This window comes from Aliiglaciecola sp. LCG003 (assembly GCF_030316135.1).
Taxonomy (GTDB): Bacteria; Pseudomonadota; Gammaproteobacteria; order Enterobacterales; family Alteromonadaceae; genus Aliiglaciecola.
Map to the genome: position 1 here is coordinate 3,347,727 of NZ_CP128185.1, position 25,678 is coordinate 3,373,404.

Here is a 25,678-nt window from a genome sequence, read left to right on the forward strand (position 1 = left end):
TTAGCGTAAGCCTAGCTCCACATCCCGAATAATAAAGTTTCCGGTATAAATGGGGTGAGGTTCGCCACTTTGTTCTATGGCAAAGTAAGATTGTTCTTCTAGTGTTAGGCCCTGATACCCTCCAATAACCTGATACAACCAAGCCTCGGGATCGAACTCCAAGGCGTTTTGCTGATAATATTGCAGAGCAGTTAAGCGCTCGCCACTATCAATCACCTGACAAAAATAGTCTTCGACGGCCGATTTGAGTAAGTCTTCTTCAAACTCCACCGCAGATTGAGCTTCCAAATGTATTTGCTGGGCAGCGCGTTCCGGTTGATAGCTGTTTTGCTGACGCTTGTAACTGCGAATTGCCCCAACCAAAAGCTGTAACTCTTGCTCATGCTCGACCCGATTAACATCTACGCTGGCGGGCTGGATAACACTTGGAGCCTGATTGAATAGCATAGGCACTTGTGACAATCGACAGTAATTGATAGGGGTAAAATCAGCTGAATGTTCCATGTGCAGTAAAAAGCCTTTGATCAGCCTGGTGCGTCCACGAAACTCGCGGAAACGTCCCAGTAACGCCAGTAATCTTGCCTGAACAATAGATAGCTCTTGAGTCACTCGTGAGAAATTATGCTGTAGGGTGACTATCAGCAAATGTCGAAGTTCCCGGTGATTGGCGGCAATTTCACTTAATTCATCAAAGCGAAACATCTCTAACTGGTTGAGCAACTCAGAAACTTGCGATTGGGCCAATTGGTTTTCGCGGATTTTTGCATCAATAGAGGATACATAACCGAACTCATTATTGATTCGACTAAATAAAACCCGCACATTATTGGCCAGCGACTCCGTCAAACTGTAAACATGTTCGGTTAAATCCGACAAGTGAGCTTGAGATTCAGCAAAGCGCTGATGTTGCAATGCTTCTTTATAATGCTCAGCCAACGTCTTTAAACTACTAAGGGTCGAGCCTATATTAGCGTCGATCTGACGATTTCGCTCATCCTGCAGGCTGCCTTCCAATAATTGCCGCACGGCATTTTTCAGGCGTAGATCGGATTCAGCTTCCGGTCTCCATAAAATCCCTTGCTTGATCAAACTATCAATTAGCTTAGGACTAAATTTCGATTCATCTAAGCTACCGGACAAATAAACCTGCATGATCAGGTCAGCATGTCGGCTCAGAGCGTTGAGCAGCTTAACCCCTGCCTGTAGCATGTTTTGGTTCATAGCAAACTACCCTGCTGAACCGCATTCTCCGCTTGCTCTGCTAACGATAACGATTCAGTTTCGTCGATGAATTTGATCACTTCGAACAAGTATTCAATTTTACCGGTCGCAATAAAAATTTGTTTATCTTGGTTTGGCTTTAACAGGTAGCCCAAATCCGTGAGGCGTTTAAAGACTTGTTTTATTTGTCCATCTGCCGTGCTGCTGGTTGAGCCAAACAGTTTGTAGTGAGAGATTTTCGCCAACTGCTCGGCAAATGCAGGCGTGTCTTCGATGGTACCTTGTAATTCGGTCAACCGAATTGCACTGCCCTGCGCCACTGGGACATCTGTGCCGCTAGCCTGTTGCACCAATAATAACCACTCCACCAGCGGAACCAAGTGACTGGATATTTCTTGGAACTGACTGGTGAGCACTTTGCGCTCAGGCTCTGCTAAGGACTGATATGCGGCATAGAATACTTCACCATCAGCCGCACTGGCCAAGGTTCGGTTAAGCACATTTAACTGGGCTTCAATCTTGTGACTGTTGCCGCTAGTTTTAATAAATCGCCATGCATCTTCATCAGATACCTGACAAATAAAGTTTCCAGATAAAAGCTGCTCTAAAATTCTACCTTGCTCAGTGATCATATGCTGACCTCCTGTTCTGCCGCCTTGCGCTGGGCAAGTCGTTTACTAATGGAGCTGACTTTAGGTTGCACCACTTGAAGCTTGCGAGTGGTTTTATCAATCAAGTAACGATTATCAAACAAAGTCAGTACCTCTGACTCCGGATTTGGAAAGGCTCCCACCACACAAATATTATTGTTCTGACAAGCATCGAAAATCTTTTTCACATTGCTTTGATGCAAGGTACCCAATTCATCAATTGGCCAGTGAATGGTTGTATTGGCTTGGCCTCGCAACAAACGGGTAAACGCCAACAGGAACTTACACAAAATCAAATACGCCATACCATGACTGGAAGACTCATTTAGTTGTCGGTCGGTGCGGATAACCAAATTAGAATTACCTTCTTTGATATGCAGTTCAATATCCAGCAGTTTACTAATACCTCCGCTGAGGGCTGCACGCCCGAGGATATCCAATACTCGGCGCATACTTACCGCATAGTTGTCATCGGGTAACTCCACCGCGCCACTTTGCATCCAAGCCTGATATAGGGTGTTGAACTCGGCTAATTCCGGCCAAAATTCTAATTCTGATATACGCGACCTAATTTTCACCGCAGATTCTGATACGCCGTCCAAAAACAGTTCTTCGTCGACTTCTTTACTAATACGGTTGCTTTGGCTGGCGATACGCTTATCGATATCCTCCAACACATTATAATATTGAGTCAAATCGGCGCCAAAAATACGACCTTGTTCCCTTAGCCCATGTAGTTTTTGCGGCACCACTTCATTGAGTAATTGGGCCAAATGATTAACCATACGGCGATGATCAACACTGCGTATACCTTGGGCATTAACCACCGCACAATCTTCACGTGAGCGTTCCCATATATCTGCCAAACCTGTACCAGATTGGGCCGCGATCAATTGATCAAAATGTTCTACGTATACTTTGATATCAGTCAGCAACCGCTCACGGGTTTGCAGTAAATCTTGGCCTTCTGAAATCCTTTGACCTATGCTTACTGTATCAAGCGTGGAGTTTGACGAACTATTAACAGTATCATCCAATTTGGGTAAGCTTAGCTTGGCCAAATTTCGATTAATGTTTTGCACGTCAGCATCTTGTTCACGGGCCAAACGCAATTCTTGTTCTAGCTGAATTTGATTGTCTTTAAATTGCTGACGTTGCTGTTTAAACTCAGCTTCCTGCTGATTTAACTTTCGCTCAGCCTGACTAGCGGCTTTTTTTGCGCTACTGAGGTTTTTCTGCCATGTCACTTTATATCCAACAAAGTAGTTGGTATACCAGCGTTGATAATCTTTGACTTTATGCCTGTGAGTGTCGGTATAAGTGATATCTTTTTGTAATTGCTTAATATGCTTTTGCAGCCCACCAATTTCGTCCACATCAACACCACGATTGTCGAGCTCATCCGCTTTCCATTGTTCGGTTTTTTGCTTATCTTCCAGCGCCACTTGACGGGCTTTGGAGATATGCTGATCAACGGTATTGATTTTAGCTTGGGTATCGCCGATTAATTGCTGCCAATGAAATTGATGTTCGGTCTGCGCTTCCCGTTGCTGATCTTTCAATTCCTGAATGTCATGGGTATGTTGCGACTGACACTTGCTCTGTTCAGCTTGGTTGGCAGCTAAACGCTTCTTATCTTGCAGTTTACGCTGGGACAACGCATGGGCATATTCTTGCTGAATTTGCTCTTTATCTTGCTGAGCCCGTTTACGATTTGCTTCGGCAGTTTTGCATTCACTTTCTTGACGAGCTTGCGCCAACTCCTTGTTACGTACCTCTTCACTGGCTTTGGATAATTCACTCTCAGCTTCATTTTGCACTTGCAAAGCTTGAGCAAGTTCTTCTTGGGTATCCGCTAGGCGCTGTTTCATCGATTGTTCCGATTCAGCATAGGCCGGGGTATCTAAACTGTGCATATCAAGCTTCACGCCAAACAGGCTATCCCCATGTTCAGCTACGGCAGGTTTTAGATCTTTGCGTTTGAGCAGATCCGGATGAATAACCTTGCCTAATGTCGTTTCCCAATCAGGACGTTCTTTGCGTAAAAATTCAAGCAGACTGTTTTCGCCTGGATAGAGCAGCGCTTCAACCTCAGATACCTTTTGTTGGGCGGCTTGGAATCGACGGCGGGCGTCTTCCAAGCGGCTATTTGATTGTGTGCGAGCTTGAACCGCTTGTTGGTATGCTAATTGTGTCTTACGCAGCGAATCACGGCTAGCATCCTCAACAATACCGGCTTCCTTTAATGTGGCGTCGAGTATATCTAACTGGCTTTGTTCAAACTCATCAAAGCCAGCGGTTTTTAAACTGGCAGATATTTCAGCCTGCTGAACTTTTAATTCATTCACACGTTGGCGATAAGTGTCCTCGACGGCACTCATTTGACTTTGATGTTCATCGCGTATCTGTTGTAAGGCCTGCTGCTCATCACTTTTTTGGGTGGATAGAATGTCTTGAAGTTGGGCTTTTTGCTCAGAATAGGATTCTAACTCCAAGTTCAATTTTTCACTGATGTGGGCGATACGTTTATTAAAACTGGATTCAATATCTTGATGCTTGTCAGTTAGCAATGCATAGCGGGTTGATGCAGTTTCCAGTTCACTTTCCCATTGCGGCATCTGCTGCAAATTTTTCTGCAGGGTCTCAATGTCTTGTGATTGCCAATCGTCAAACTCTTGCTCAATTTGCTCTAAATCCGACTCTAATTTTTCAGCATCGGCTTTAGCACTGGATAAAGTTCGATTCAATTCATCACGGTTCGCTGTCCAATCGTTTTCGAGTTTCTTACTACCCAAGTGAGTTTCATCAACCTGTCCCTGCAATTTTAAAATATTGGCCGACAAAGCGCTGGTGTCCAGCGAAAACTGTTGCTTGATGGTGCTGAGTCTAGATTCAGTCTGGGCCAACTGATAGTCAGCTTGCTCCAAACGGGCAAATTCTGGACGAATGGCATCAAATTCTTTGATGAGGTGGCACTCGCTTATCCAGTCCTCAACGCGATTGCGGCTTAAACTGGAACTTGGCGGCTGTACCCCATCTTCTTCCAGAATGGCAGCGATCATTGCCTTGATGGTTTCCATTTTGCCTTCTTTGGAATGCACCGCTTTAGCAAGCTTTTCAATATGGCGTAAATGGTGGACTTGGTCGCACAAACTAAAAATTCGTGCGTAACCTAATAGCTCTCGATTATTGGCACTGTCGTTAAGAACACCGCGATCATTTTGCAATATAGCTTTGAATTCTTTGGTATTGAGTAAATTGGTCACCAGAACGTTTGAGCGTTTCAAGCTTCGAGCCAATTCATTCATACTGACGCTGGAGTGTTCTCCGGCTTTGTTTTTAAATAAATAATCGTTTAAGTCAAAAGGTTTACCAATAAAACGGTAGTTGACACCATTGCCTGATGACGCCAGCACAACTTGACACAAGTCATCTTCGTTGCGTGCGTACTCATAAATAATAAAACTCGACTCTCGAGGCAAATACCATTTTTCAAAACTGTCACGGGTAGCCGGTACTACGCGGCTAGGATATTCACCATAAAAGACCGGAATCAAACGCTGCAGTGTGGTTTTGCCCGATGCATTAGTACCACAGATATTGGTGTGTCCATTGAGTTTCAATTCCACTACGCCAGGTAGATGGGTGTCGATAAGAATAATGCGGTGTAACCCAGGCATAAACGTCCTACTAATTATGATGAAAGCGGCAAAACAATTCGGGATTCAAGATGCAGTTAACGCGGAGTAAGAATTCCGTTTGGGCGACGATTCTAGCGAGGTTTGGCGCAATTTAACACCGAAATTCTGCCTAGGTAGACAGTTTACGCTGTTGAGGGGGTATAAGTGTATGATTTGCCGCGCTCTAAGGACTTATCCGAGCACAATTACGCTAGCTTAAATAACCCTAGTTGCTGGGCAAGACGATTAGAAAAAGCATAGTGTTTAACCACTGGTGAATCTCAAGATCATTTTTAGGCAGCGCAGAGATAAACATGCCATAAAAGCTACAGGCCGTTAAATAGGCCTGCTACAAAGACGAGCCATTTAGCACTAATGCCACGGGCGGGATAATACTGTTATCCCGCCATGCCTAATGATTAAATCGGTCGGTTAATCTGATTTAAGCCACCGCCTGAATGCTAGTTTCTGCGCGATTGATAGCCGCCGCTTCATCCATCATCAAACCACTACTATCAATGATTTCTACTTCTTTGATGCCAATAAAGCCAAGTACATGTTTCAGCCAAGGAGTGACAAAGTCCATTTCTGTGCCCAATTGCGTTCCAGCAGAAGTGATCACCACATAAGCCTTTTTACCTTCAAGCAAACCAACCGGCCCATTTTCAGTATAGCGGAAGGTTTCTCTTGCTCTGGCAATCATGTCAATCCAAGCTTTGAATGCCGCTGGCACACCAAAATTATAGATTGGTGTAGCTATTACCAAAACACTTGAATCTTTCAACTCTTCCACCAAACCGTCAGATAAAGCCAAGATTGAGCGCTGTTCGGCAGTGCGTTCAGAGGGATCAGTAAAGTTGGCATTGATCCAGCCTTCATTCACGAAAGGAATAGAATCAGTTAAATCACGGTTTTTAACGATATAGTCCTGTTGACTAGTTAGCTTGCTGACCAATTGGTCGGCAAGTTGGCGACTGACCGAACCATTGCTGCGCATGCTTGCATCAATTCTCAATAATTGCTTACTCATAATCCTCTCCAAAAATTCAATTAAATAAACGGTGTTAAGTTAGTGAAGGCATCATACATCTTGACAATAAAGATAAAAATACGCATTTTATCAAATAACTTTTCTAAAAATCAGAAAAATAGAAATGAGTAAGCTAGATGAAATGCGGGTATTTGTTACCCTGATTGAGACTCAATCAGCAACTAGAACAGCTGAAAAGCTAGGGGTTGCAAATTCGGCGGTAAGTCGAAGAATGAAAGATCTTGAACAAAGACTAGGGGTGCAACTGGTTAAACGCACCACTCGTAAAATGAACATTACCCTAGATGGCGAGCTTTATTTTGCACGCTGCAAGCAAATATTAGACGACCTCGAAGAGGCCGAAAGACAAGTAATGCGTGCGTCGGGAGATTTAAGTGGCAATATCAAAATCGCCACCCCCCTTAGTTTCGGCATTGGCCATCTTTCTTCTGCAATTGCTGCATTTATGCATCTTCATGAAAAGGTCAATATCGACTTGGACATGAGCGATAGACGGGTTGATATTGTGGAAGAAGGCTTTGACTTGGCGTTACGCATAGGCAATTTGGATGATTCAAGCCTAAGAGCGCGCAAGTTATCAGCGGTTAAGCATGTAGTTTGTTGTTCGCCTTCTTTACTAAAAGGATTTGGCCCCATTCAAAATCCGAATGATTTAAAACAGCTACCGGCACTTTGCTATTCAAATATCAAACAACCTAATCGATGGCGCTATACTAGCAAAGAAGGAATCAGCGGTCAGGTTAGTGTCACGCCCCGTTTGCTGAGTAGCAATGGCGATGCATTGCGCGATGCTGCCATTGCGGGCTTAGGCGTAGTGTGTGAACCAACCTTCATTTGTCATACAGCCATAAAACAAGGACTGCTGGTTCCGGTGTTAACTGACTATCAGTGGTTTGACATGAATCTTTATGCGTTATACCCGCAAACTCGATATCTATCTGCTCGAACCCGTACGCTGATTGATTTTCTGGCTAAGCGATTTGGCGACACACCCTACTGGGATAGTTGCTTTGAAGCGCAAAAACACAATTTTCCGCAAGCAAGGTCGTGAAAAATTCAAGCCAACTGGGTTAGATAAGATATAATCAGCAACATTGTAGGATTTTTAAGGGCCAAGATGAAAAAGTATTGTTATATATTGGTAATGTTATTAATTAGTTGCGCCGCTCATGGGAATGAAGAGCCCGCTGTAGAAGCGCCTAAGCCTCTTGACCCAAGCTATTATGGGACCCATGGCATGCTGTTATTTAGTAGCGGTTCAATTTTATATGCATCGAATCAAGCCAAGTATCGCAGACCTCACAATGCGCAAATCATCTATAAACTTGAATCCAAGAGTGCCGCCTTAGTTTACTTAGTAAAAGATGCGGATTTGGTTACGATTATACCTGAGCCGTTCAACTTGCAAAGGTTAATGCGTGGTGAGGAAGTCACCGTTAAAGCTGATGTCTATGTCGGTCATTATGAGCGTCAAGGAAGCCTTATATACGAACAATTGGAAGTCACCTTTGCCGATCAAAAATATGTGAGAATGTTAGAGAATTTCAAAGCCCCGACGGGCAAGCAAACCTATGACTTGGTAGAGCTTAGCAGCAACGCGCGTTTGTTAGTCCACCAAATCCAAGGTGCACCAAGCTATGACCATGTTATTCTGCTAATGCAAGATGTCATGTGTAGCACCGATGTATATGCACAAACTTCTGTACCAGATGAAAATTATCTTATCACTCGCTTGAGCTTTTGCGGCTCGATGAAACCAATTTATTATGAAACTCAGGATTTTGCCGAAGGCATTTCCGATGCTGGCTCATACTGAATCAACAATTCCCCCTAATATTGACCTGTATGCCTACAAATAAGCTTTCGGCTATGTAAATCCTACATAGCCGAACCAGTTAATCTTAAGATGCAGTTGGATAATCTATATAGCCTTCGTCTCCATGGGTGTAGAAGGTCGCTTCATCCGGTTGTTGCAAGGGTACACCATTTTTAAAACGGTAGGCCAAGTCTGGGTTGGCAATGTAGGCTGAACCAAATGCTACCGCTGCTAATGAGCCTTTTTCGATTGCTTGGCTCGCCTCAGCCTGATCATATCCCATGTTACCTATCAAATTTCCTTGATATCCTTTGGATGCAATAGCAATTACATCACCGGTTTGTTTCTGCTGAAAGTCCGCGCGCATCATGTGCAAATAAGCCAATTTACGCGAATTAAGTTTTTCCACAACATAAGCCAACATTCCCATAGGATCACTATCAATCATACTGTTGAAACTATTCAGTGGCGACAAACGCAAGCCTACTCTACCGCTACCCCAAATATTGATAACCGCATCTAGTACTTCAAACAATAAACGGGAGCGGTTTTCCAAACTTCCGCCATACTGGTCATCCCGTTTGTTTGAACCATCCCGTAGAAATTGATCAAGTAAATAGCCGTTGGCACCATGTACTTCGACACCATCGAAACCGGCAGCTTTAGCGTTTATGGCAGCCTTAGCAAAGCCTTCAACAATGGCATGAATTGCATCCGCCGTTAAGCTCTCTGGTTGAACATAGGCTTTCTTACCCTCTGGTGTATGCACTTCGCCGTCGATGGCAATTGGGCTCGGAGCAACCGGTGTTGCCCCGTCATTGAGCACAGGATGGCAAGCTCTTCCACCGTGCCAAATTTGCAAAAATATTTTGCCCCCTTGCTGATGAACTTCATCTGTAACTTTGCGCCATGCAGCGACTTGTTGGTCTGAGTAGATGCCAGGTTCCCGATAAAAAGCAGAGTTTCCTTCAATTGCCATGGTAGCTTCAGCGATGATAAGACCGGCCCCTGCACGCTGACCATAGTAGGTGGCCATTCGATCCGTTGGAATATGATCGACTGTGGCCCGGCAACGAGTTAAGGGAGCCATGATCACACGGTTCTGCAAATTGATATCCCCAAGCTTAACGGGAGTAAATAATTCAGACATAAGTAATTGTTTCCTTTTTAGCGGTTAATAATCTTACAATACGTTGGACGAGCACAAAGAGTTCAAGCTCTTTAATTGATTGATTTAATAGATATCTTTTTATCTTCTATGGGTTTAAATATGTTTCTCACTAGCGACTTCACAATCTACCTGCTAGGGTGCAATGCAAGTTTGTATCCAAGATTGATTGATTCTCCCGATAGATTTTTTAACTACACTTAACTCACTCTAGTTACCGGAGCAGCAGTATGGCCTTAGCACAATTGAAAACCCTATTTGGACGCTACAATAATGGCGCTATGTCAGGCATATATGATTTATTTGAGCCGCACAAAATTCGCCAAGAGCCCCCCTTCACCGAAAGGGTTCATGGGGAGTTTCAAAATATACTCGCCAATGGACAAAAGGGCTTGTCGGTTGTGAGGGGATTAAATTTTACCAATCAGCACTTTTGCGGTTTGTTTATCAGTATGCTGGCTTACACAAGCCAGCGTCCGGTGCGGCTAATTACTCGTGAATTTATTGAAAATTTGCATCCTAGGGACTTATCAAGGCTGTTTGCCGATGCTGAGACGTCCAGCCATATTCTGCTTTTTGATGAAGCTGACAGTTTATTTAATCAAGATGCCCATTACGAAAATGGCGATCGCTTAGAGGTCAGTTATGTACACCAGTTAGCCATTCAACATCAGGGCATAACGCTATTTAAATTCAGCCATCATGAGACCTTGGCTGCTATCCAGCATCGTATCACTGTGCTTGAGATAAACTAACCTAGTGGTAGCCCGGTGCCAGAGACGTATTCTCCAGTCCATCAAGTACCTCAATATTGGCCAATGCCAATTGACAGCCCTGGGCCTTGAACTTATGCCCAACTGAGCAATCTACTTGCCATTGACGCAATAAGTAAGCCGCCAAAGGTGCCTTGATTTTTAAGCGTAATTGGCCGTCGACCATGGCATAATCCATGTGAATTGCTTTAGGTTGCAACACGCTCGGATGAGCAACCAACACCAGCTCCACCTGCTGATTCCACTGGCTGTCATGCTCACGCCCTTCCCCTTTATGCATGTCACTCGCCAACGAAGTAATCTGAATAAACCGGGTACAAACAAAATCTCGGAAGCTCTGATGCTTGCGATCATAGGCGCGAACATGCCAACGATGCCCATTATTAACAATACTATGTGGCACTATCACACGACTTGATTGACCTGAACTAATAGACACATAGTCCACTTCTATGGGCTGTTTAGTATGAATGGCTCGCATTAACGCCGCGATAATGTTCGCATCGGGATGGATTAATCTAACAGCATCGAAGCATTGTTCAGAAGGCTGCACACCGCTTGATATGCCGTTACCAAATCCCCGACTAAGGGAGGTTAAAATCACTTCAGGATCATGCTTAAACACGGGCTTAAACGCGGCTGTACGATGATAGCTTTTACTCTGATGCCGTAAAATTAAATTGTCAGGTGCGATGGATTTGTAAGTAGAAAAATCGCGGGTGCTGGCCGCTAACCCTGTCTGAAAACGTTGGATCAAGTCTGTGCGAGCCACGTGTCCAAAGTATTGCAAACTAAAATCAATAAATGCCAAGCGTTCACGCTGTGCATGGTTCAGGTCATCAAGTGTATCAGCCATAAAAATCCTTATTAATTTCTTGCATCGGGTGTGTCTGACTAATATAAGCACTAAAAAAGCAAGGATGCAATCTTTTTGATGGCATCTTTTTGATTTAAGACTATCCTTCAACGATGGAATTTAAAAAATTTGGATAATTATTAAACTTTTTGCCCCTTTAACCCGTCATACTACTGACAGCGTAGTGAACTGTTAACTCCCTGGGCCGCAAGCATGAAAATGTGAATGCGGCTTTTTTATGGGTTTGGAATCCCCGTAGACTTTCGTGAAACCAACGACAAACACATATTTAAATGCTCAGTAATAAAGCTAAAGTGTTCAAAATCTACGCTGCTAAATAGCACTGATTTATCGATAAATTGTGCGGTTAACACGCCAATACTGCGGCTATTTACTCGTACAGGTGATAAACACATAATGCCATTTTCCATCAAATACTCCGAGTCTAATGTCATCACATCTTGCCAGCGAGCATGACGAAAATCATTGATGAACAAAGGCGCTTCACTTTGTAAACCCATAGTCAAAATATTCGCGCCGTCATTGACTGGAAATTGTCTAGAAAAACGAATGGGTTGGCTGTCACTGTCCACGGCCAAGCGACATTGCAATACGTTTTTATCACTGTTTAACACCCAAAACGCGCCTCGCTCAAAGTGAAAAATTTGACTTAGATGGTTCAGGGTGTCAGACAAGTAATCATTAATGTTTCGACTATGTTTAGACAATTCAGATAAGGATTTTACAGCGCCTAGCACCGCTTGCTCTTTAGTCAAAGGCACCTTTGGCGCCGCTGCTTGTGTGCTAAAATCAGCGTCTTTGGGCAAAGGTTTTAAATAACTTTCTAACATAGACGCGTTATAAGAGCCCAGCAATTCAATGGCCACCTGTCGAGTTGCCTCAATTTTGTTCTTCAGGATCCGTATATCAGTGCCCATTAAATTAGCCACTTCTTGTAACAATTGATCGAATTTGAGGCGGTTCTTCGGCGGAGTACCAATCGCTTCACTCAACTGATTGGACAGACTGATGATATTCATCTCTTTAGTGCGGCTTTTTGGATGATCTAAGGCCTTCTCTAACAGATCACCTAAGCGCCATGTGCGGGCTAAGCCTAAACTTATCTGGGCAAATTTGATCCCGCCTTGATTGGCACAATATTGCTCAAAGGCTAATTTAGGCATACCGCTTTTCAAAATCAAATCACGGGTTAACATACTTCCCGTACTCCAAAAAGAGGTTTCGCCAATGTTGTACATCATCGCCGCAAGGTACACTTCTTCTTGAGTATTCTCCTCATAGTCCGGCACCATCATCCTTGCTAGCAATCCAGCAAAAAATGCATTGGCCATTAATTTTTTAAGACGCTCGTAAACCTGCGGGACGAGTTTATGATTGTTCAGCAGCCCTTCGAGCACCTTGGCGGTTAAGCATATATTTTTTACTGAATGAACACCTAACACTATCGCCGCCCGCGAGACAGTAGTGACCTTGTGGATAGGTGAACGACTAGAGCTATTGGCCACCCTTAGTAAGCAAGAAGACAATGCTTGGTCATGCAGGATAACTTTACTTAGTTTTGGAATAGAGGAAGTATCGTCATTCGAAAACTTATCCAAAATTCCGGCTATCGAAGTAATGGCTGGCAGTTCATCTTTTGCCAGCAGCGCCACCCATTGTTCAGTGGATAATTTCGATTTTTGAGGCATTTACAATCCAAATTGAATACTCGAAACAACAACATAATGTTTCGTCTTTTCGTCAATTTACTTAAAATTTGGTGAAAAGCAAATATCAAATTATTTCACTTACACCTTATCTGACTGATAAGTAAGGATTTTCACAGTTGGAACACGCTTTGCTTTTTATTTATCAGACGCAACCGAGCGTGTTTTTAGGTCAATACAGGAGTAAGTCACAATGTTTAGCTTTTTAATAGGCGTGATTGTTTTCGTTTTATGGTTCATACCGATTCTTGCAATCAGTATTTCTGACCGTACCCAAGGAGGCGAAAAAGCAGCTTGGATCTTGGCGGTTATCTTTGTTTCATGGTTTGCTTGGATATTCTATTTACTGCTTGCGCCATTAAAATCACAGCGCTACGTATAGCCTTAGACCTAGGTAGGGGCAAATGATGTTGCCAAAGCTCCCCATGCAGCATCTGTGGCCCCATTTAATTCCTATCCGATATTCAATCCTGACTTTTCTAAGTACAACTGACAGCCCAATAGATTGTCGACAATCAACCGGATAATATTTGCAAAAAAGCAATTTATAGCCTACATTGTCGACATTATTTTGATTAACTGACAGTGAGCTTACGTGAAATCTTTTGCTGAATCCCCTGTTACCTCAGCAGACAAGACCTTTTATCAGATGCGTTCAGACATTGTTGAAGGCCGGATTACTGCGGGCGGAAAGCTTAGTGAAATGGAATTGTCGACAAAATATGCTGTCAGTCGCGCGGTGGTGCGCGAAGCGATAAATCGCTTAGCGACCTGTCATTTAGTCGAACGTAAGGCGAACGTCGGAGCTCGAGTGGTAAGCTTAACACCGGAAGGATTGGTGCAGCTTTATCAAGTACGCGAGTCACTGGAAGGTATGGCGGCAAGACTAGCCGCTAGCAACATGAGCGATGCTGAAATCACTGAATTGGAAAATCTTCTGCAAAATCATTTTGAAGAAGTCAAACAAGGTCAGTCTTACTATCAAGAAGCTGGCGATGTAGATTTTCATTACCGCATTATTATGGGCAGTAAAAACAATCACCTCATTTCAATATTAACTAACGGAATCTATCATCTGGTACGTATGTATCGGGTCCAACTTGGCATGGCAGGTCCGCGCGTGTCCACCGCATTTGACGAACATAAACATATTGTTCAAGCGATAGCCAACCGTGATGGTGAGCTGGCAGAAATGTTGATGCGTAGACACATTTTATATTCGAAAAATAATATTGAAAAGAAACTGCTGTAAACCACTAGTCACTATTTTAATTTAACTACCGGAGCGATACATTATGAGCGCAGGCAAACGATTTCGTCAGGCATTGATTGACAACAAACCTTTACAAATTGTCGGAACCATTAATGCTTACACAGCGATGATGGCCAAACAAATTGGCCATAAAGCCATTTATCTTTCAGGTGGCGGTGTAGCGAATGCTTCTTACGGCTTGCCTGACTTAGGAATGACCTCATTAAACGATGTGATTGTGGATGTGCAACGAATTACCTCGGCCTGTGACTTACCTTTGTTGGTTGATATTGATACTGGCTGGGGGGGCGCGTTTAATATCGCCAAAACCATCCGAGACATGGAAAAAGCGGGTGCCGCAGCAGTTCACATGGAAGACCAAGTTGCGCAAAAACGTTGTGGCCACCGTCCCAACAAAGAAATTGTCTCCATCGAAGAAATGGTTGACCGTATCACCGCCGCCGTTGATGCGCGCACCGATCCCGACTTTTTCATCATGGCTAGAACCGACTCTTTCGCCCAAGAAGGGTTAGACAAGGCAATCGCCAGAGCACAAGCTTATGTTGCCGCAGGCGCTGACGGTATTTTCGCCGAAGCCATTCAAACCGAAGCGCACTACCGAGCTTTTAGCGAAGCCTTGGACGTCCCCATTTTGGCCAACATCACCGAATTTGGTAAGACTGAGTTATGGAATGCCAAAGACTTAGCTCAATGGGGTGCCGCTATGGTGCTTTATCCATTGAGTGCGTTCAGAGCTATGAACAAAGCAGCGGAAAATGTCTATACCTCCATCCTTGAAAATGGCGATCAAAAAGCCGTGGTGGATAGTATGCAGACCCGGATAGAATTGTACGATTATCTTGGTTATCACGAATATGAACAAAAATTAGACAGCTTGTTTTCTGTCGGAAAAAATAAGTAACCAGCTTTGTCAATTAGTAGCCTAATATTTATATTAAACTCACAGGATTAAATCATGGTAGATAAAAAATTAAGCGGTGCAGGTCTTCGCGGCCAAAGTGCTGGAGAAACGGCACTTTGTACAGTAGGTAAGTCAGGCTCAGGTCTAACCTATTGCGGATATGATATTTCTGATTTGGCCGAAAATGCCACTTTCGAAGAAGTCGCATACCTGTTGTTCAACGGCGAATTACCTAGCCAATCTCAGTTAGACGAGTATAAAACTGAGTTAACCGCTAAACGGGATTTGCCTGAAGCCCTCAAAGCAGTTCTTAAATTGATCCCTGCCAGCGCCCACCCGATGGATGTGATGCGTACTGGCTGTTCATTTCTTGGCAACCTAGAGCCTGAAGTGGATTTTACCGAGCAGCATCAGGCTGCTAATCGTTTGTTGGCCGCATTCCCTGCCATCATGTGTTACTGGTACCGATATAGCCACGAGGGTGTAGAGATTGACTGTAGCAGTGACGAAGACTCCATTGCTGGCCATTTTCTACATTTACTCACCGGCAAATCACCATCGGTACAACATCAAAGAGTGATGGATGTATCGTTAATTCTATATGCTGAACACGAGTTTAACGCTTCGACTTTTACCGCTCGAGTATGTGCATCTACCTTGTCTGATATGTACTCCTGTATCACAGGCGCGATCGGCTCTTTGCGCGGTCCATTGCATGGTGGCGCTAATGAAGCGGCCATGGATATGATCCAGCAATTTTCTTCACCCGCAGATGCCAAAGAAAAAATGGCCGGTATGTTGGCCCGTAAAGAAAAAATCATGGGTTTCGGTCACGCCATTTACCGTGAATCGGATCCTCGCAATGTTATCATCAAAGCCTGGTCTGAAAAACTCGCTAAGGAATTTGGCGATAGCAGTTTGTATGACATTTCTGTGGCATGTGAAGAATTTATGTGGGACAGCAAAAAGCTATTTTGTAATGCTGATTTTTTCCATGCATCGGCATATCACTTTATGGGTATTCCCACCAAGTTATTCACCCCAATATTTGTCTGCTCGCGCCTAACAGGCTGGGCAGCTCATGTTATGGAGCAGCGCAGTAACAATCGGATTATACGCCCAAGTGCAGATTATATCGGCGCAGGACCGCGCAAAGTCACTCCGATAAAACAAAGATAAACAGCCCAACGGCTAAATAGGCTGGCCTATTTAGCCGTGTTGTTTCAACACTCAAAAGTTACTTGGCGTCCCTGCCTGAGTACACTGTCACAGATAATTTGGAAACACTATGAACACATTGCATCGCAAACCATTACCAGGTACCAAGCTGGATTACTTTGATACTCAAGAAGCAGTGGACGCAATTAAACCAGGTGCCTATGCAGGCTTACCCTACACCTCAAGAGTGTTTGCTGAAAACCTTGTTCGCCGCTGCCCTGCTGAGCAACTTGAGCCATCATTACGTCAACTTATCGAGCGTAAGCGTGATCTGGACTTCCCATGGTTTCCAGCGCGGGTAGTGTGTCACGACATTCTCGGTCAAACTGCACTAGTAGATCTAGCAGGGCTAAGAGATGCAATCGCAGCCAAAGGAGGCGATCCGTCTAAAGTGAATCCGGTGGTCCCAACTCAGTTGATCGTCGACCACTCGTTGGCAGTAGAACACGCGGGTTTTGAACCAGATGCTTTTGAAAAAAACCGTGCGATTGAAGATAGACGTAATGACGACCGTTTCCATTTTATCAACTGGACCAAGACCGCATTTAAAAATGTAGACGTGATCCCTCCAGGTAACGGCATCATGCATCAAATCAACCTTGAGAAGATGTCTCCGGTTATTCACGCAAGAGACGGTGTCGCTTTTCCTGACACCTTAGTAGGCACTGATAGTCACACCCCCCATGTAGATGCTCTGGGTGTAATTGCCCTTGGTGTGGGTGGACTAGAAGCCGAAAGCGTGATGTTAGGCAGAGCGTCCTACTTGCGCTTACCGGATATTATTGGTGTTGAATTAACCGGTAAACGCCAACCAGGTATTACCGCCACCGATATCGTCCTAGCGATAACGGAGTTTTTACGTGAACAACGTGTGATCTCTTCCTATCTAGAATTTTATGGCGAAGGTGCGGCGCAATTAACCTTGGGTGACCGCGCGACCATTTCCAATATGACACCAGAATTTGGCGCCTCTGCTGCCATGTTTTATATCGATGACAAGACCATCGATTACTTAACACTAACCGGTCGTGAAAGCGAGCAGGTGAAATTAGTCGAAACCTACGCTAAGCACACCGGCTTATGGGCTGACACCCTTAACAAGGTCGAATACGAGCGCGTATTACAATTCGACTTATCTTCGGTTGGACGCAATATAGCGGGGCCATCTAATCCTCATCGCCGGGTAGCCACTAAAGACCTAGCCGCTAGCGGTATCTCGGGTGTCATTGAAAACGAGAAAGATTTAATGCCTGATGGCGCGGTGATTATTGCCGCTATCACAAGTTGTACTAATACCAGTAACCCACGTAATGTAATCGCAGCGGGGTTGATTGCTCGCAATGCTAATAAACTGGGCCTGAGTCGCAAGCCTTGGGTCAAAACCTCTCTGGCCCCAGGCTCTAAAACCGTCGAGCTTTATCTGGAAGATGCTAATTTATTGTCCGAATTAGAGCAACTTGGCTTTGGGATTGTCGGCTTTGCCTGCACTACCTGCAATGGCATGAGCGGTGCTTTGGATCCTAAGATTCAGCAGGAAGTCATTGAGCGTGATTTGTACGCCACTGCTGTGTTATCGGGTAACCGTAATTTCGATGGCCGTATTCATCCTTATGCGAAGCAAGCCTTTCTAGCCTCACCGCCCTTGGTTGTAGCTTATGCAATTGCCGGTACGATTCGCTTCGATATTGAAAAAGATGTATTGGGTTATGATAACCAAGGCAAACCTATCACCTTAAAAGATATCTGGCCCAGCGATGAAGAAATTGATCAAATCGTGGCGCAAAGTGTGAAACCCGAGCAGTTCAAAAAAGTATACCAGCCGATGTTCGACTTAAGCGTCGATTACGGTGAGCACATAGATCCTCTGTATGCATGGCGTGAAAAAAGTACCTATATTCGACGCCCTCCATACTGGGAAGGGGCATTAGCTCGAGAACGTAGCATGACCAATATGCGTCCTCTAGCAGTGCTCGGGGACAATATCACCACAGATCACTTGTCACCTTCTAACGCTATTATGCGTGATAGCGCCGCGGGCGAGTATCTATTGTCGATGGATGTTCCGGAAGTAGATTTCAACTCCTACGCCACCCACAGAGGGGATCACTTGACCGCCCAACGGGCGACCTTTGCTAATCCCAAGTTGTTAAACGAGATGGTCATGGAAACCCTTGCTGATGGCACTAGCCAGGTTAAACAAGGATCTTTAGCTCGCCTTGAGCCTGAAGGGACTGAGATGCGCATGTGGGATGCAATCGAAGTATATATGCAACGTAAACAACCACTGATCATCATCGCTGGGGCAGATTACGGCCAAGGTTCATCGAGAGACTGGGCCGCTAAAGGTGTTCGTCTAGCTGGTGTAGAAGTTATCGTGGCTGAAGGTTTTGAGCGAATTCACCGCACTAATTTAATCGGCATGGGTGTATTGCCCTTAGAATTTAAAACCGGAACCACCCGCACCACACTTAAAATTGATGGCAGCGAAACCTATGATGTTGTCGGTGAGCGCCAGCCTGGTGCGACTTTGACCCTGCGTATTCATCGCAGCAACAATGAATTAATTGAAGTGCCGGTGACCTGTCGAGTGGATACTGCCGAAGAGTTATCAATTTATGAAGCAGGTGGCGTGTTGCAGCGTTTTGCCCAAGACTTTTTGGAATCTGCAGGACATAGCGCATGAGCGGTTTCGCCCCACAACTGAAAATTGCCGCTACCTATATGCGTGGCGGCACCAGCAAAGGTGTATTTTTTAGATTGGATGCACTGCCGGTAGAAGCGCAGCGACCAGGGATATACCGCGATAATTTGTTATTACGAGTGATAGGCAGCCCTGATCCTTACGGCAAACACACAGATGGCATGGGCGGGGCTACATCAAGTACCAGCAAAACCGTTATCGTATCCAAAAGCACAGTGGCGGATCACGACGTAGATTACTTGTTCGGTCAAGTTGCTATTGATAAAGCCTTTGTAGATTGGTCTGGGAACTGCGGGAATTTATCCGCCGCCGTGGCTCCTTTTGCCATCCATAGTGGTTTGATCCCAGAGCACAAATTGGTTAAAAATGGCATCGTCAAAATAAAGATTTGGCAAGTTAATATCCAAAAAACCATCATCGCCTACGTCCCCATGACTAATGGAGAAGTACAGGAAACCGGTGATTTTGAACTAGATGGGGTTACCTTTCCAGCCGCAGAAATACCGGTAGAGTTCATGCAACCAGCAGACGGTGAAGGAGATATGTTTCCCACTGGAAATCTTGTCGACAACCTAGATATCCCAGGTATAGGTACATTGCAGGCGACCTTGATAAACGCTGGTATCCCAACTATTTTCGTCAACGCATCTGATATTGGCTACCAAGGAACTGAACTACAAGATGTGATCAACAGTAGCAGTAGTGCGTTAGAAAAGTTTGAATCTATCCGCGCGATTGGGGCAATGAAAATGGGCTTGATCAACTCTTTGGAAGAGGCGGCAACACGCCAACACACGCCCAAAGTGGCATTCGTATCGCCTCCAGCGAGTTATCTGGCTTCTAGTGGCAAGACGGTCCAATCCGCAGACATAGATTTGTCGGTGAGGGCGATGTCGATGGGTAAACTACATCATGCGATGATGGGCACAGCAGCCGTTGCCATTGGCACTGCAGCCGCAGTTCCTGGCACGTTGGTCAATCTTGCCGCCGGCGGCGGAAGCATTGAGTCAGTATGTTTTGGCCATCCGTCTGGCACCCTTAGAGTGGGTGCAAAAGCCACTAAGATTGATGGGAAATGGCAGGTTGAAAAAGCCGTGATGAGCCGCAGTGCGCGGATTTTGATGGAAGGTTGGGTACGTATTCCAACCGTTTAAATAGCTACTTATTTTTATAAAAAAATGTCTAAGTAGCCACACTCACAAACGCCAGAGGCTAAAGTGAGTGTGGCTAGTATGGCACCTTACAACCGTTAGCAGCATCCATGCTACATGACTCGTTTACTATCCAACAGTGGCTGCCCCCTTCTGCTCAAAATAGCTTAGAACGTCCTCCCATAATACACTTGCACTAGCATGAAAATAGCCCATATGACCGATACTTTTCAGCCCCATTTGAGACGGATGAATATCGGCAGTTTGCAACTTTGCGTTGACGTAGTAGGTAAAGAAAGCCTGCCTAGAACTGGGCGTAGCCCACTTATCATCGGTAGAATTGACCGCTTTAATCGGCATTTCAATGCGCTCATACAGCGCTTTCATATGGGGATATTGCGGATCTTGGAAAAAATAATAGGGATAACTACACCAGCGTTTCCATTGACGATATACCCCCAAGGGTAAATCCTCCCCCATTCCCAAGGCATTCCAGGCTAAATATCCTTTGACTCGGGTGACAAGGGGCGCCATTACGTGCCACATGAACTGCACTTTGAGTTGCTCCATTCTCGGCATCCAACCATGCCAGCCAGCTCCAGTGCCAAAAGTATATGCCGCTGTCACTTTCTGATGTGGTTCAAGCAAACCTATTGCATGACCACCATAGGAATGCCCCAGCAGGTACAAAGGTAAACCTTGCTGACTGAGTTCATCAACTACACCACTCAAATCTTTGCTGGCCCAATCTCGGTAATCCATATCAAAGCCGCGCAAAGATGCAGGAGCAGATTGGCCAATGCCTCGATAGTCAAATGTGACCACATTAAAATCAGATTGAGTAGCACGCAGTGCAAACCTGCGATAAAAACCTTGTGGCACTCCTGTTGCACTGGCAATAATAATTGTCCCTTTCGCTGTACCACTATTGCTAGGGTAAAAGCGCCCTATCAGCTTAAATCCATCGGTCGCACTGAACGCTTGGCTGTGAAATTCTGACATTGTGTTTAATCCTAAACAAAACAAAGTATCAGCATGATAAAGTATGGAGTACACTCCAGGGTCAAGTGCTTTTTCTCAGGAGCGATTATGAAAGCCAGCGAACTGGCCACCAAGGCCAACTTAGGTAAAGACACTCTGCGCTATTATGAGAAAATCGGTCTCATTTCTGCTCCGCCCAGAGGTATTAATGGCTACCGTGATTATCCAGCCTCGTGCTTAGATGAGCTAAAATTCATTAAAATGGCACAGTCTGTTGGTTTTACGCTGAGTGAAATCAAACCGGCCATTGCTTTTTTGAGCAATCCCCAACCGGGATGCCCAATGCTGACACAGGCCATCAGTAAGCAAATAGAACGTATCAATGAAAAAATAGTTGAATTGGAGATTTCCAAAGTCACCCTTCATCGTTGGCTTGAAAAACTTCAACAGCAACAACAGGGTTAACTCAAAGCTTGCCGATATCTATGCTAAGGAATGTCAGTTAATCTGCTGATAATAATATTAGTTGGGGTAAAATAGAGTCCGCTGCTCTGCTAACAGCAACTATTGCCCAACATCAATAAATCGAAGGTTGTACATCTAACTATGCTCGAACTTTTTTCTTACTCTTTGAGTTATTCGCAATTATCTATGCTGTGTTTAATAGCATTTTTCATTGGCATGGCCAAAACTGGTGTGCATGGTGTTTCGATGTTTGCCGTCCCCATAATGGCGTTAATATTTGGCGGCAAAGCATCCTCTGGGTTGATGTTACCTATGTTGATTATGGCCGATTTATTTGCGGTTAAATATTATCATCGACATGCCAACTGGGGCTTTTTGCTCAAACTTTTTCCCTCTGCAGCCGTGGGAGTTTTAATTGCCACTGTAATCGGCAACAACATTGACGATCTGTTATTTAAACAAATAATGGGCGGCATTATCTTCGTCAGTCTCGGCATCATGATCTGGATGGAAACCGTCAATAAAGACAAGGTGCCGGATTACATGTGGTTTGCCATATTAATGGGTACCCTAGGAGGAATAACCACTATGATTGGTAACCTTGCAGGCTCGGTGATGGCCTTATATTTGTTGAGCATGAGATTGCCTAAAAATGAGTACATTGGTACGGCCGCGTGGTTCTTCTTAGTCATTAACTTATTCAAAGTGCCATTTCATGTATGGAGTTGGGAAACCATTACCCTTGACTCCTTGTACTTAAATTTACTTGGCCTGCCGTTTATTGCCCTAGGTGCTTATTGTGGAATTCAGATTATTAAACGACTTGCTGACAAGCAGTATCGCTGGCTAATTTTGGCCATGACCGCTGTGGCGGCTGTATTCATGATTGTGTAGTACTGAACTTAATTGCCTCATTAGTTGCTCAATTATTGAGGCTCGTAAGAACTTTGTCTGTCATCATCAACATGTAGTCATTAATTTTATAATGTTCTGTCGCCCAACCGATTAAAAATCGTTGGAAGTCGGCCCAAGCCAGAGGATATAGTGCGCGCCATTGATGCTCTACTGCTGCTATATCTGTATTGATAACATAGTGTTTCGCAGCTTGGTGTAAGCAACTGAAATAGTGATCTAGCAACATATCAGCGTGATGAATTAGCCCGTCACTATCGAAGCAACTTCCCAAGAAATAGGCCACATCTTTCACCCCAACCCCAGCCCCGACATATTGAAAGTCTACCGCAGCCAAATCCGTTTGGTCTTGACTAAAACAGAAATTAGCCAACTTAGCATCGCCATGCAGTAAAGTCTGAAAGCCGGCCTGATTTAGCTGGTTATCAATGCTTTGCGCCTGTTGTTTTAAACGACCATCAGGCATTTTTTGCCACTCATCTGGTCGAGTAGCAAGATGCCAGTAAGTGCCAATTGGCCATAATCCTGAAAGAGGTTCCTGCAAAAAACGAGCATGAAAATAAGCTAGCCAACGTAGTCCTAATTTGACTAACGCCAGCGGGGCATCATCACACCTATAGGTAAAACCATGCTGATCTAAGTCTTGTAAAATCAACCAGCTTTGCTTACCGAACTGCCCTGTCCCCAAGCAGCGTGGAACATGACAATAATTATCAGTAAAGGCCGAATAATGCTGATAAAAATATTGTTCATTACGATAGGAGTCCAACTTACGTTGATGAGATACAGTAGTATTCCAGCCCCGCGGATGCTGCGTATCGTCTGGAGGATTAACCGACTTTACCACCACACTGCTGGATAAACTGGGTAACCAGTAGCGCGCTATTTCGCCGTAGTCGCTCCACAATGATTGTATTGATTGCAATTTAACCGCGTCATCATCGTTAAAATGCTGGCGAATAGAATGTAGAACCTGCTTATTGGTTTGCTGAGTCATAGTGGACCATAGTTATCTGCTAACCCAGTGTAGCTCAAGTCGCTTGCACCTTGGAGTTAAGCATCATACTCTTTACTTATGATACAAAAGGGTTACACAATATGACATCACAATCTCCATTTCCACATTTATTGACACCGCTTGATTTAGGTTTTACCACCCTGAAAAATCGAACCTTGATGGGTTCCATGCATTTAGGCTTGGAAGAAGAAAAAGGCGGCTTCGATAAATTAGCCGCGTTTTACGCCGAGCGAGCTAGAGGCGGTGTAGGCTTGATTGTTACCGGTGGTATCAGCCCAAATATTGCGGGTTGGGTTGCGCCCTTCGCAGGCCGCATGAGCAACCGTCGCCATGCTAAAAAGCATCGAGTGATAACCGATGCGGTACATGCTGAAAATGGTAAGATTTGTATGCAAATCCTCCATTCCGGACGCTATGGCTACCATCCTTTTAGTGTGTCAGCATCAGCCGTTAAATCACCTATTTCTCCGTTCAAACCTAAAGCTTTGTCTAAACGCGGAATTAAAAATACCATCGATGATTATGCACAATCGGCTAATTATGCCAAACAGGCCGGATATGATGGTGTGGAAATAATGGGCTCAGAAGGTTACCTGATTAACCAATTCTTCTGTCAGCGTACTAATCAACGAGACGATGAATGGGGTGGCAGTCTTGAAAATCGAGCTCGCTTAGCGATAGAAGTTGTGCGTCAAATACGACAAAAAGTAGGCGAGCAGTTTATTATTATCTATCGCCTATCTATGCTTGATCTTGTGGAAGGCGGTGCCCCATGGGATGAAGTTGTCTACCTTGCAAAAGAAATTGAAAAAGCCGGTGCAACACTGATCAATACCGGTATTGGCTGGCATGAAGCGCGTATTCCGACTATCTCAACATCAGTGCCACGGGCAGCTTTTACTTGGATCACTAAACGGATGAAAAGTGAGGTGCAAATCCCGCTTATCACCACTAATCGAATTAACACCCCAGAGGTGGCGGAAAATGTGCTTGCTCAAGGTCACGCCGATATGGTTTCGATGGCGCGGCCATTTTTGGCTGATGCCCATTTTGTGGCCAAGGCGATGCGTGACGAATCCGATCAAATCAATACCTGCATCGCCTGTAATCAAGCCTGTTTAGATCATGCTTTTGCGCAAAAACGCGCAAGTTGTTTGGTGAATCCCGAGGCCTGCTATGAAACCGAGCTGATTTTCAAATCTGTTGTTTCAGCCAAGAAACTGGCAGTAGTCGGCGCGGGCCCCGCAGGACTAGCATTTGCCACCTATGCTGCTCAACGCGGCCATGATGTGCATTTATATGAGCAATCCAGTGAAATAGGTGGACAGTTCAATTACGCTAAACAAATTCCGGGTAAAGAGGAGTTCTACGAGACCATACGATATTTCGCCCGCCGCATTGAAGTGACTGGCGTGACATTACACTTAAATACTCAGGCAGATGCCGACCTGTTAACAGCCGAGGGCTTCGATAAAGTCATTTTGGCGACTGGTATCAAACCTCGCCAATTAAGCATAGAAGGCATCGACCATCCTAAAGTACTGAGTTATATAGACGTCCTAAGAGATCACAAGCCAGTAGGTAAACGCGTCGCAATAATCGGTGCCGGTGGGATCGGCTTTGATGTAGCCGAATACTTAGTTGAGCAGGAACATCTAACAACCCATCTAGACAAATGGTTAGCTCATTGGGGCATCGATAAAACCTTTAGTCAGCCAGGCGCGTTAACCGCACCGAGCATACCTGCCCCGCCCCGCGAGGTTTTTTTATTGCAGCGTAAATCGAGCAAGGTTGGTGCTGGACTAGGCAAAACTACTGGGTGGATCCATCGCACTTCCCTTGCCCATTACAAGGTCAACATGATCAACTCTGTTAGTTATGAAAAGATTGATGATCAGGGTCTGCATATCTTGATTGGTGATACACCTAAAGTACTCGAGGTCGACAACATCATTACTTGTGCCGGACAAACCCCGTTTAGAGAACTAGAAGCGAGCCTGCTAGCAGCAGGACTTTCGGTCGAAGTGATTGGTGGTGCCGACGTGGCAGCAGAGCTCGACGCTAAACGCGCCATACGCCAAGGGGCAGAACTCGCCGCCAGCATATAAATCGAATG

The 25,678-nt window shown here is 44.8% G+C and carries 21 protein-coding genes; 12 read left to right on the forward strand and 9 right to left on the reverse strand.

Annotated elements, in window-relative coordinates; all coding sequences use genetic code 11:
• From QR722_RS14600 to QR722_RS14615, 4 genes are all read right to left on the reverse strand, one after another.
• The gene (locus QR722_RS14600) at positions 1-1,221 is read right to left on the reverse strand and encodes a phosphoenolpyruvate carboxylase (RefSeq protein ID WP_286283645.1); all 1,221 of its coding nucleotides are present in this window, start codon (positions 1,219-1,221) and stop codon (positions 1-3) included.
• Positions 1,218-1,853, reverse strand: coding sequence for a condensin complex protein MksE (locus tag QR722_RS14605; protein ID WP_286283646.1), 636 nt, complete (start codon positions 1,851-1,853; stop codon positions 1,218-1,220). Before QR722_RS14605 ends, QR722_RS14600 begins: the two co-directional genes overlap by 4 nt.
• On the reverse strand, positions 1,850-5,551 hold the full coding sequence (locus QR722_RS14610; protein ID WP_286283647.1) for an ATP-binding protein: 3,702 nt from the start codon (positions 5,549-5,551) through the stop codon (positions 1,850-1,852). The genes QR722_RS14605 and QR722_RS14610 overlap by 4 nt, the downstream gene beginning before the upstream one ends.
• 442 nt (positions 5,552-5,993) lie before the next feature.
• Complete coding sequence (locus tag QR722_RS14615; protein WP_286283649.1) at positions 5,994-6,581, reverse strand: FMN-dependent NADH-azoreductase; 588 nt, start codon at positions 6,579-6,581, stop codon at positions 5,994-5,996.
• Between the two features lie 124 nt (positions 6,582-6,705).
• On the opposite strand from QR722_RS14615, the gene QR722_RS14620 reads away from it, so the two are divergent.
• Both QR722_RS14620 and QR722_RS14625 read left to right on the forward strand, forming a co-directional pair.
• Positions 6,706-7,653 (forward strand): LysR family transcriptional regulator, encoded by a 948-nt coding sequence (locus tag QR722_RS14620; RefSeq protein WP_286283650.1) that lies wholly within the window; start codon positions 6,706-6,708, stop codon positions 7,651-7,653.
• A 66-nt stretch (positions 7,654-7,719) separates the two neighbouring features.
• Positions 7,720-8,418, forward strand: coding sequence for a hypothetical protein (locus tag QR722_RS14625; RefSeq protein WP_286283651.1), 699 nt, complete (start codon positions 7,720-7,722; stop codon positions 8,416-8,418).
• Positions 8,419-8,503: 85 nt separating this feature from the next.
• Here the strand turns inward: QR722_RS14625 and QR722_RS14630 are convergent, their stop codons facing one another.
• The gene (locus QR722_RS14630) at positions 8,504-9,568 is read right to left on the reverse strand and encodes an alkene reductase (RefSeq protein ID WP_286283652.1); all 1,065 of its coding nucleotides are present in this window, start codon (positions 9,566-9,568) and stop codon (positions 8,504-8,506) included.
• Between the two features lie 248 nt (positions 9,569-9,816).
• Between QR722_RS14630 and QR722_RS14635 the strand changes: the two genes are divergently transcribed.
• A complete protein-coding gene (locus QR722_RS14635) occupies positions 9,817-10,341 on the forward strand; it encodes a hypothetical protein (RefSeq protein ID WP_286283653.1) in 525 nt (174 codons plus the stop codon).
• A gap of 1 nt (position 10,342) precedes the next feature.
• Here QR722_RS14635 and QR722_RS14640 read toward each other — a convergent pair whose 3' ends face one another.
• Both QR722_RS14640 and QR722_RS14645 read right to left on the reverse strand, forming a co-directional pair.
• Entirely contained in the window at positions 10,343-11,215 is an 873-nt protein-coding gene (locus tag QR722_RS14640) for a WYL domain-containing protein (RefSeq protein ID WP_286283654.1), read from the reverse strand.
• Positions 11,216-11,451: 236 nt separating this feature from the next.
• Positions 11,452-12,924: an HDOD domain-containing protein gene (locus tag QR722_RS14645; protein WP_286283656.1), complete on the reverse strand. Its 1,473-nt coding sequence runs from the start codon at positions 12,922-12,924 to the stop codon at positions 11,452-11,454.
• A gap of 211 nt (positions 12,925-13,135) precedes the next feature.
• Between QR722_RS14645 and QR722_RS14650 the strand changes: the two genes are divergently transcribed.
• The 6 genes from QR722_RS14650 (at position 13,136) to prpF (ending at position 20,189) form a co-directional block, all read left to right on the forward strand.
• Entirely contained in the window at positions 13,136-13,324 is a 189-nt protein-coding gene (locus tag QR722_RS14650) for a PLDc N-terminal domain-containing protein (protein ID WP_286283657.1), read from the forward strand.
• Between the two features lie 267 nt (positions 13,325-13,591).
• Positions 13,592-14,194, forward strand: coding sequence for a GntR family transcriptional regulator (locus tag QR722_RS14655; protein ID WP_502872477.1), 603 nt, complete (start codon positions 13,592-13,594; stop codon positions 14,192-14,194).
• A 43-nt stretch (positions 14,195-14,237) separates the two neighbouring features.
• On the forward strand, positions 14,238-15,116 hold the full coding sequence (prpB, locus tag QR722_RS14660; RefSeq protein WP_286283659.1) for a methylisocitrate lyase: 879 nt from the start codon (positions 14,238-14,240) through the stop codon (positions 15,114-15,116).
• Between the two features lie 54 nt (positions 15,117-15,170).
• Positions 15,171-16,295 (forward strand): bifunctional 2-methylcitrate synthase/citrate synthase, encoded by a 1,125-nt coding sequence (prpC, locus tag QR722_RS14665; protein WP_286283660.1) that lies wholly within the window; start codon positions 15,171-15,173, stop codon positions 16,293-16,295.
• A 109-nt stretch (positions 16,296-16,404) separates the two neighbouring features.
• A complete protein-coding gene (acnD, locus tag QR722_RS14670) occupies positions 16,405-19,017 on the forward strand; it encodes a Fe/S-dependent 2-methylisocitrate dehydratase AcnD (RefSeq protein ID WP_286283661.1) in 2,613 nt (870 codons plus the stop codon).
• On the forward strand, positions 19,014-20,189 hold the full coding sequence (gene prpF / locus QR722_RS14675) for a 2-methylaconitate cis-trans isomerase PrpF (protein WP_286283663.1): 1,176 nt from the start codon (positions 19,014-19,016) through the stop codon (positions 20,187-20,189). The genes acnD and prpF overlap by 4 nt, the downstream gene beginning before the upstream one ends.
• A gap of 126 nt (positions 20,190-20,315) precedes the next feature.
• Here prpF and QR722_RS14680 read toward each other — a convergent pair whose 3' ends face one another.
• Positions 20,316-21,188 (reverse strand): alpha/beta hydrolase family protein, encoded by an 873-nt coding sequence (locus tag QR722_RS14680; protein ID WP_286283664.1) that lies wholly within the window; start codon positions 21,186-21,188, stop codon positions 20,316-20,318.
• A gap of 87 nt (positions 21,189-21,275) precedes the next feature.
• On the opposite strand from QR722_RS14680, the gene QR722_RS14685 reads away from it, so the two are divergent.
• Complete coding sequence (locus QR722_RS14685; RefSeq protein WP_286283665.1) at positions 21,276-21,632, forward strand: MerR family transcriptional regulator; 357 nt, start codon at positions 21,276-21,278, stop codon at positions 21,630-21,632.
• Positions 21,633-21,773: 141 nt separating this feature from the next.
• The gene (locus tag QR722_RS14690; protein ID WP_286283666.1) at positions 21,774-22,526 is read left to right on the forward strand and encodes a sulfite exporter TauE/SafE family protein; all 753 of its coding nucleotides are present in this window, start codon (positions 21,774-21,776) and stop codon (positions 22,524-22,526) included.
• Between the two features lie 28 nt (positions 22,527-22,554).
• On the opposite strand, the gene QR722_RS14695 is transcribed toward QR722_RS14690, so the two are convergent.
• Positions 22,555-23,541, reverse strand: coding sequence for a phosphotransferase (locus tag QR722_RS14695; RefSeq protein ID WP_286283668.1), 987 nt, complete (start codon positions 23,539-23,541; stop codon positions 22,555-22,557).
• Between the two features lie 101 nt (positions 23,542-23,642).
• Here QR722_RS14695 and QR722_RS14700 point away from each other — a divergent pair, with 101 nt between their 5' ends.
• The gene (locus tag QR722_RS14700) at positions 23,643-25,670 is read left to right on the forward strand and encodes an NADPH-dependent 2,4-dienoyl-CoA reductase (protein WP_286283669.1); all 2,028 of its coding nucleotides are present in this window, start codon (positions 23,643-23,645) and stop codon (positions 25,668-25,670) included.
• Positions 25,671-25,678: the final 8 nt, after the last annotated feature.

Coding starts and splice junctions, on each gene's coding strand:
- QR722_RS14685 (WP_286283665.1), top strand. CDS start 21,276: ATGAAAGCCAGCGAACTGGCCACCAAGGCCAACTTAGGTAAAGACACT.
- acnD (WP_286283661.1), top strand. CDS start 16,405: ATGAACACATTGCATCGCAAACCATTACCAGGTACCAAGCTGGATTAC.
- QR722_RS14605 (WP_286283646.1), bottom strand. CDS start 1,853: ATGATCACTGAGCAAGGTAGAATTTTAGAGCAGCTTTTATCTGGAAAC.
- QR722_RS14620 (WP_286283650.1), top strand. CDS start 6,706: ATGAGTAAGCTAGATGAAATGCGGGTATTTGTTACCCTGATTGAGACT.
- prpB (WP_286283659.1), top strand. CDS start 14,238: ATGAGCGCAGGCAAACGATTTCGTCAGGCATTGATTGACAACAAACCT.
- QR722_RS14640 (WP_286283654.1), bottom strand. CDS start 11,215: ATGGCTGATACACTTGATGACCTGAACCATGCACAGCGTGAACGCTTG.
- QR722_RS14650 (WP_286283657.1), top strand. CDS start 13,136: ATGTTTAGCTTTTTAATAGGCGTGATTGTTTTCGTTTTATGGTTCATA.
- QR722_RS14610 (WP_286283647.1), bottom strand. CDS start 5,551: ATGCCTGGGTTACACCGCATTATTCTTATCGACACCCATCTACCTGGC.
- QR722_RS14680 (WP_286283664.1), bottom strand. CDS start 21,188: ATGTCAGAATTTCACAGCCAAGCGTTCAGTGCGACCGATGGATTTAAG.
- QR722_RS14690 (WP_286283666.1), top strand. CDS start 21,774: ATGCTCGAACTTTTTTCTTACTCTTTGAGTTATTCGCAATTATCTATG.
- QR722_RS14635 (WP_286283653.1), top strand. CDS start 9,817: ATGGCCTTAGCACAATTGAAAACCCTATTTGGACGCTACAATAATGGC.
- QR722_RS14655 (WP_502872477.1), top strand. CDS start 13,592: ATGCGTTCAGACATTGTTGAAGGCCGGATTACTGCGGGCGGAAAGCTT.
- QR722_RS14630 (WP_286283652.1), bottom strand. CDS start 9,568: ATGTCTGAATTATTTACTCCCGTTAAGCTTGGGGATATCAATTTGCAG.
- prpC (WP_286283660.1), top strand. CDS start 15,171: ATGGTAGATAAAAAATTAAGCGGTGCAGGTCTTCGCGGCCAAAGTGCT.
- QR722_RS14600 (WP_286283645.1), bottom strand. CDS start 1,221: ATGAACCAAAACATGCTACAGGCAGGGGTTAAGCTGCTCAACGCTCTG.
- prpF (WP_286283663.1), top strand. CDS start 19,014: ATGAGCGGTTTCGCCCCACAACTGAAAATTGCCGCTACCTATATGCGT.
- QR722_RS14625 (WP_286283651.1), top strand. CDS start 7,720: ATGAAAAAGTATTGTTATATATTGGTAATGTTATTAATTAGTTGCGCC.
- QR722_RS14615 (WP_286283649.1), bottom strand. CDS start 6,581: ATGAGTAAGCAATTATTGAGAATTGATGCAAGCATGCGCAGCAATGGT.
- QR722_RS14645 (WP_286283656.1), bottom strand. CDS start 12,924: ATGCCTCAAAAATCGAAATTATCCACTGAACAATGGGTGGCGCTGCTG.
- QR722_RS14700 (WP_286283669.1), top strand. CDS start 23,643: ATGACATCACAATCTCCATTTCCACATTTATTGACACCGCTTGATTTA.
- QR722_RS14695 (WP_286283668.1), bottom strand. CDS start 23,541: ATGACTCAGCAAACCAATAAGCAGGTTCTACATTCTATTCGCCAGCAT.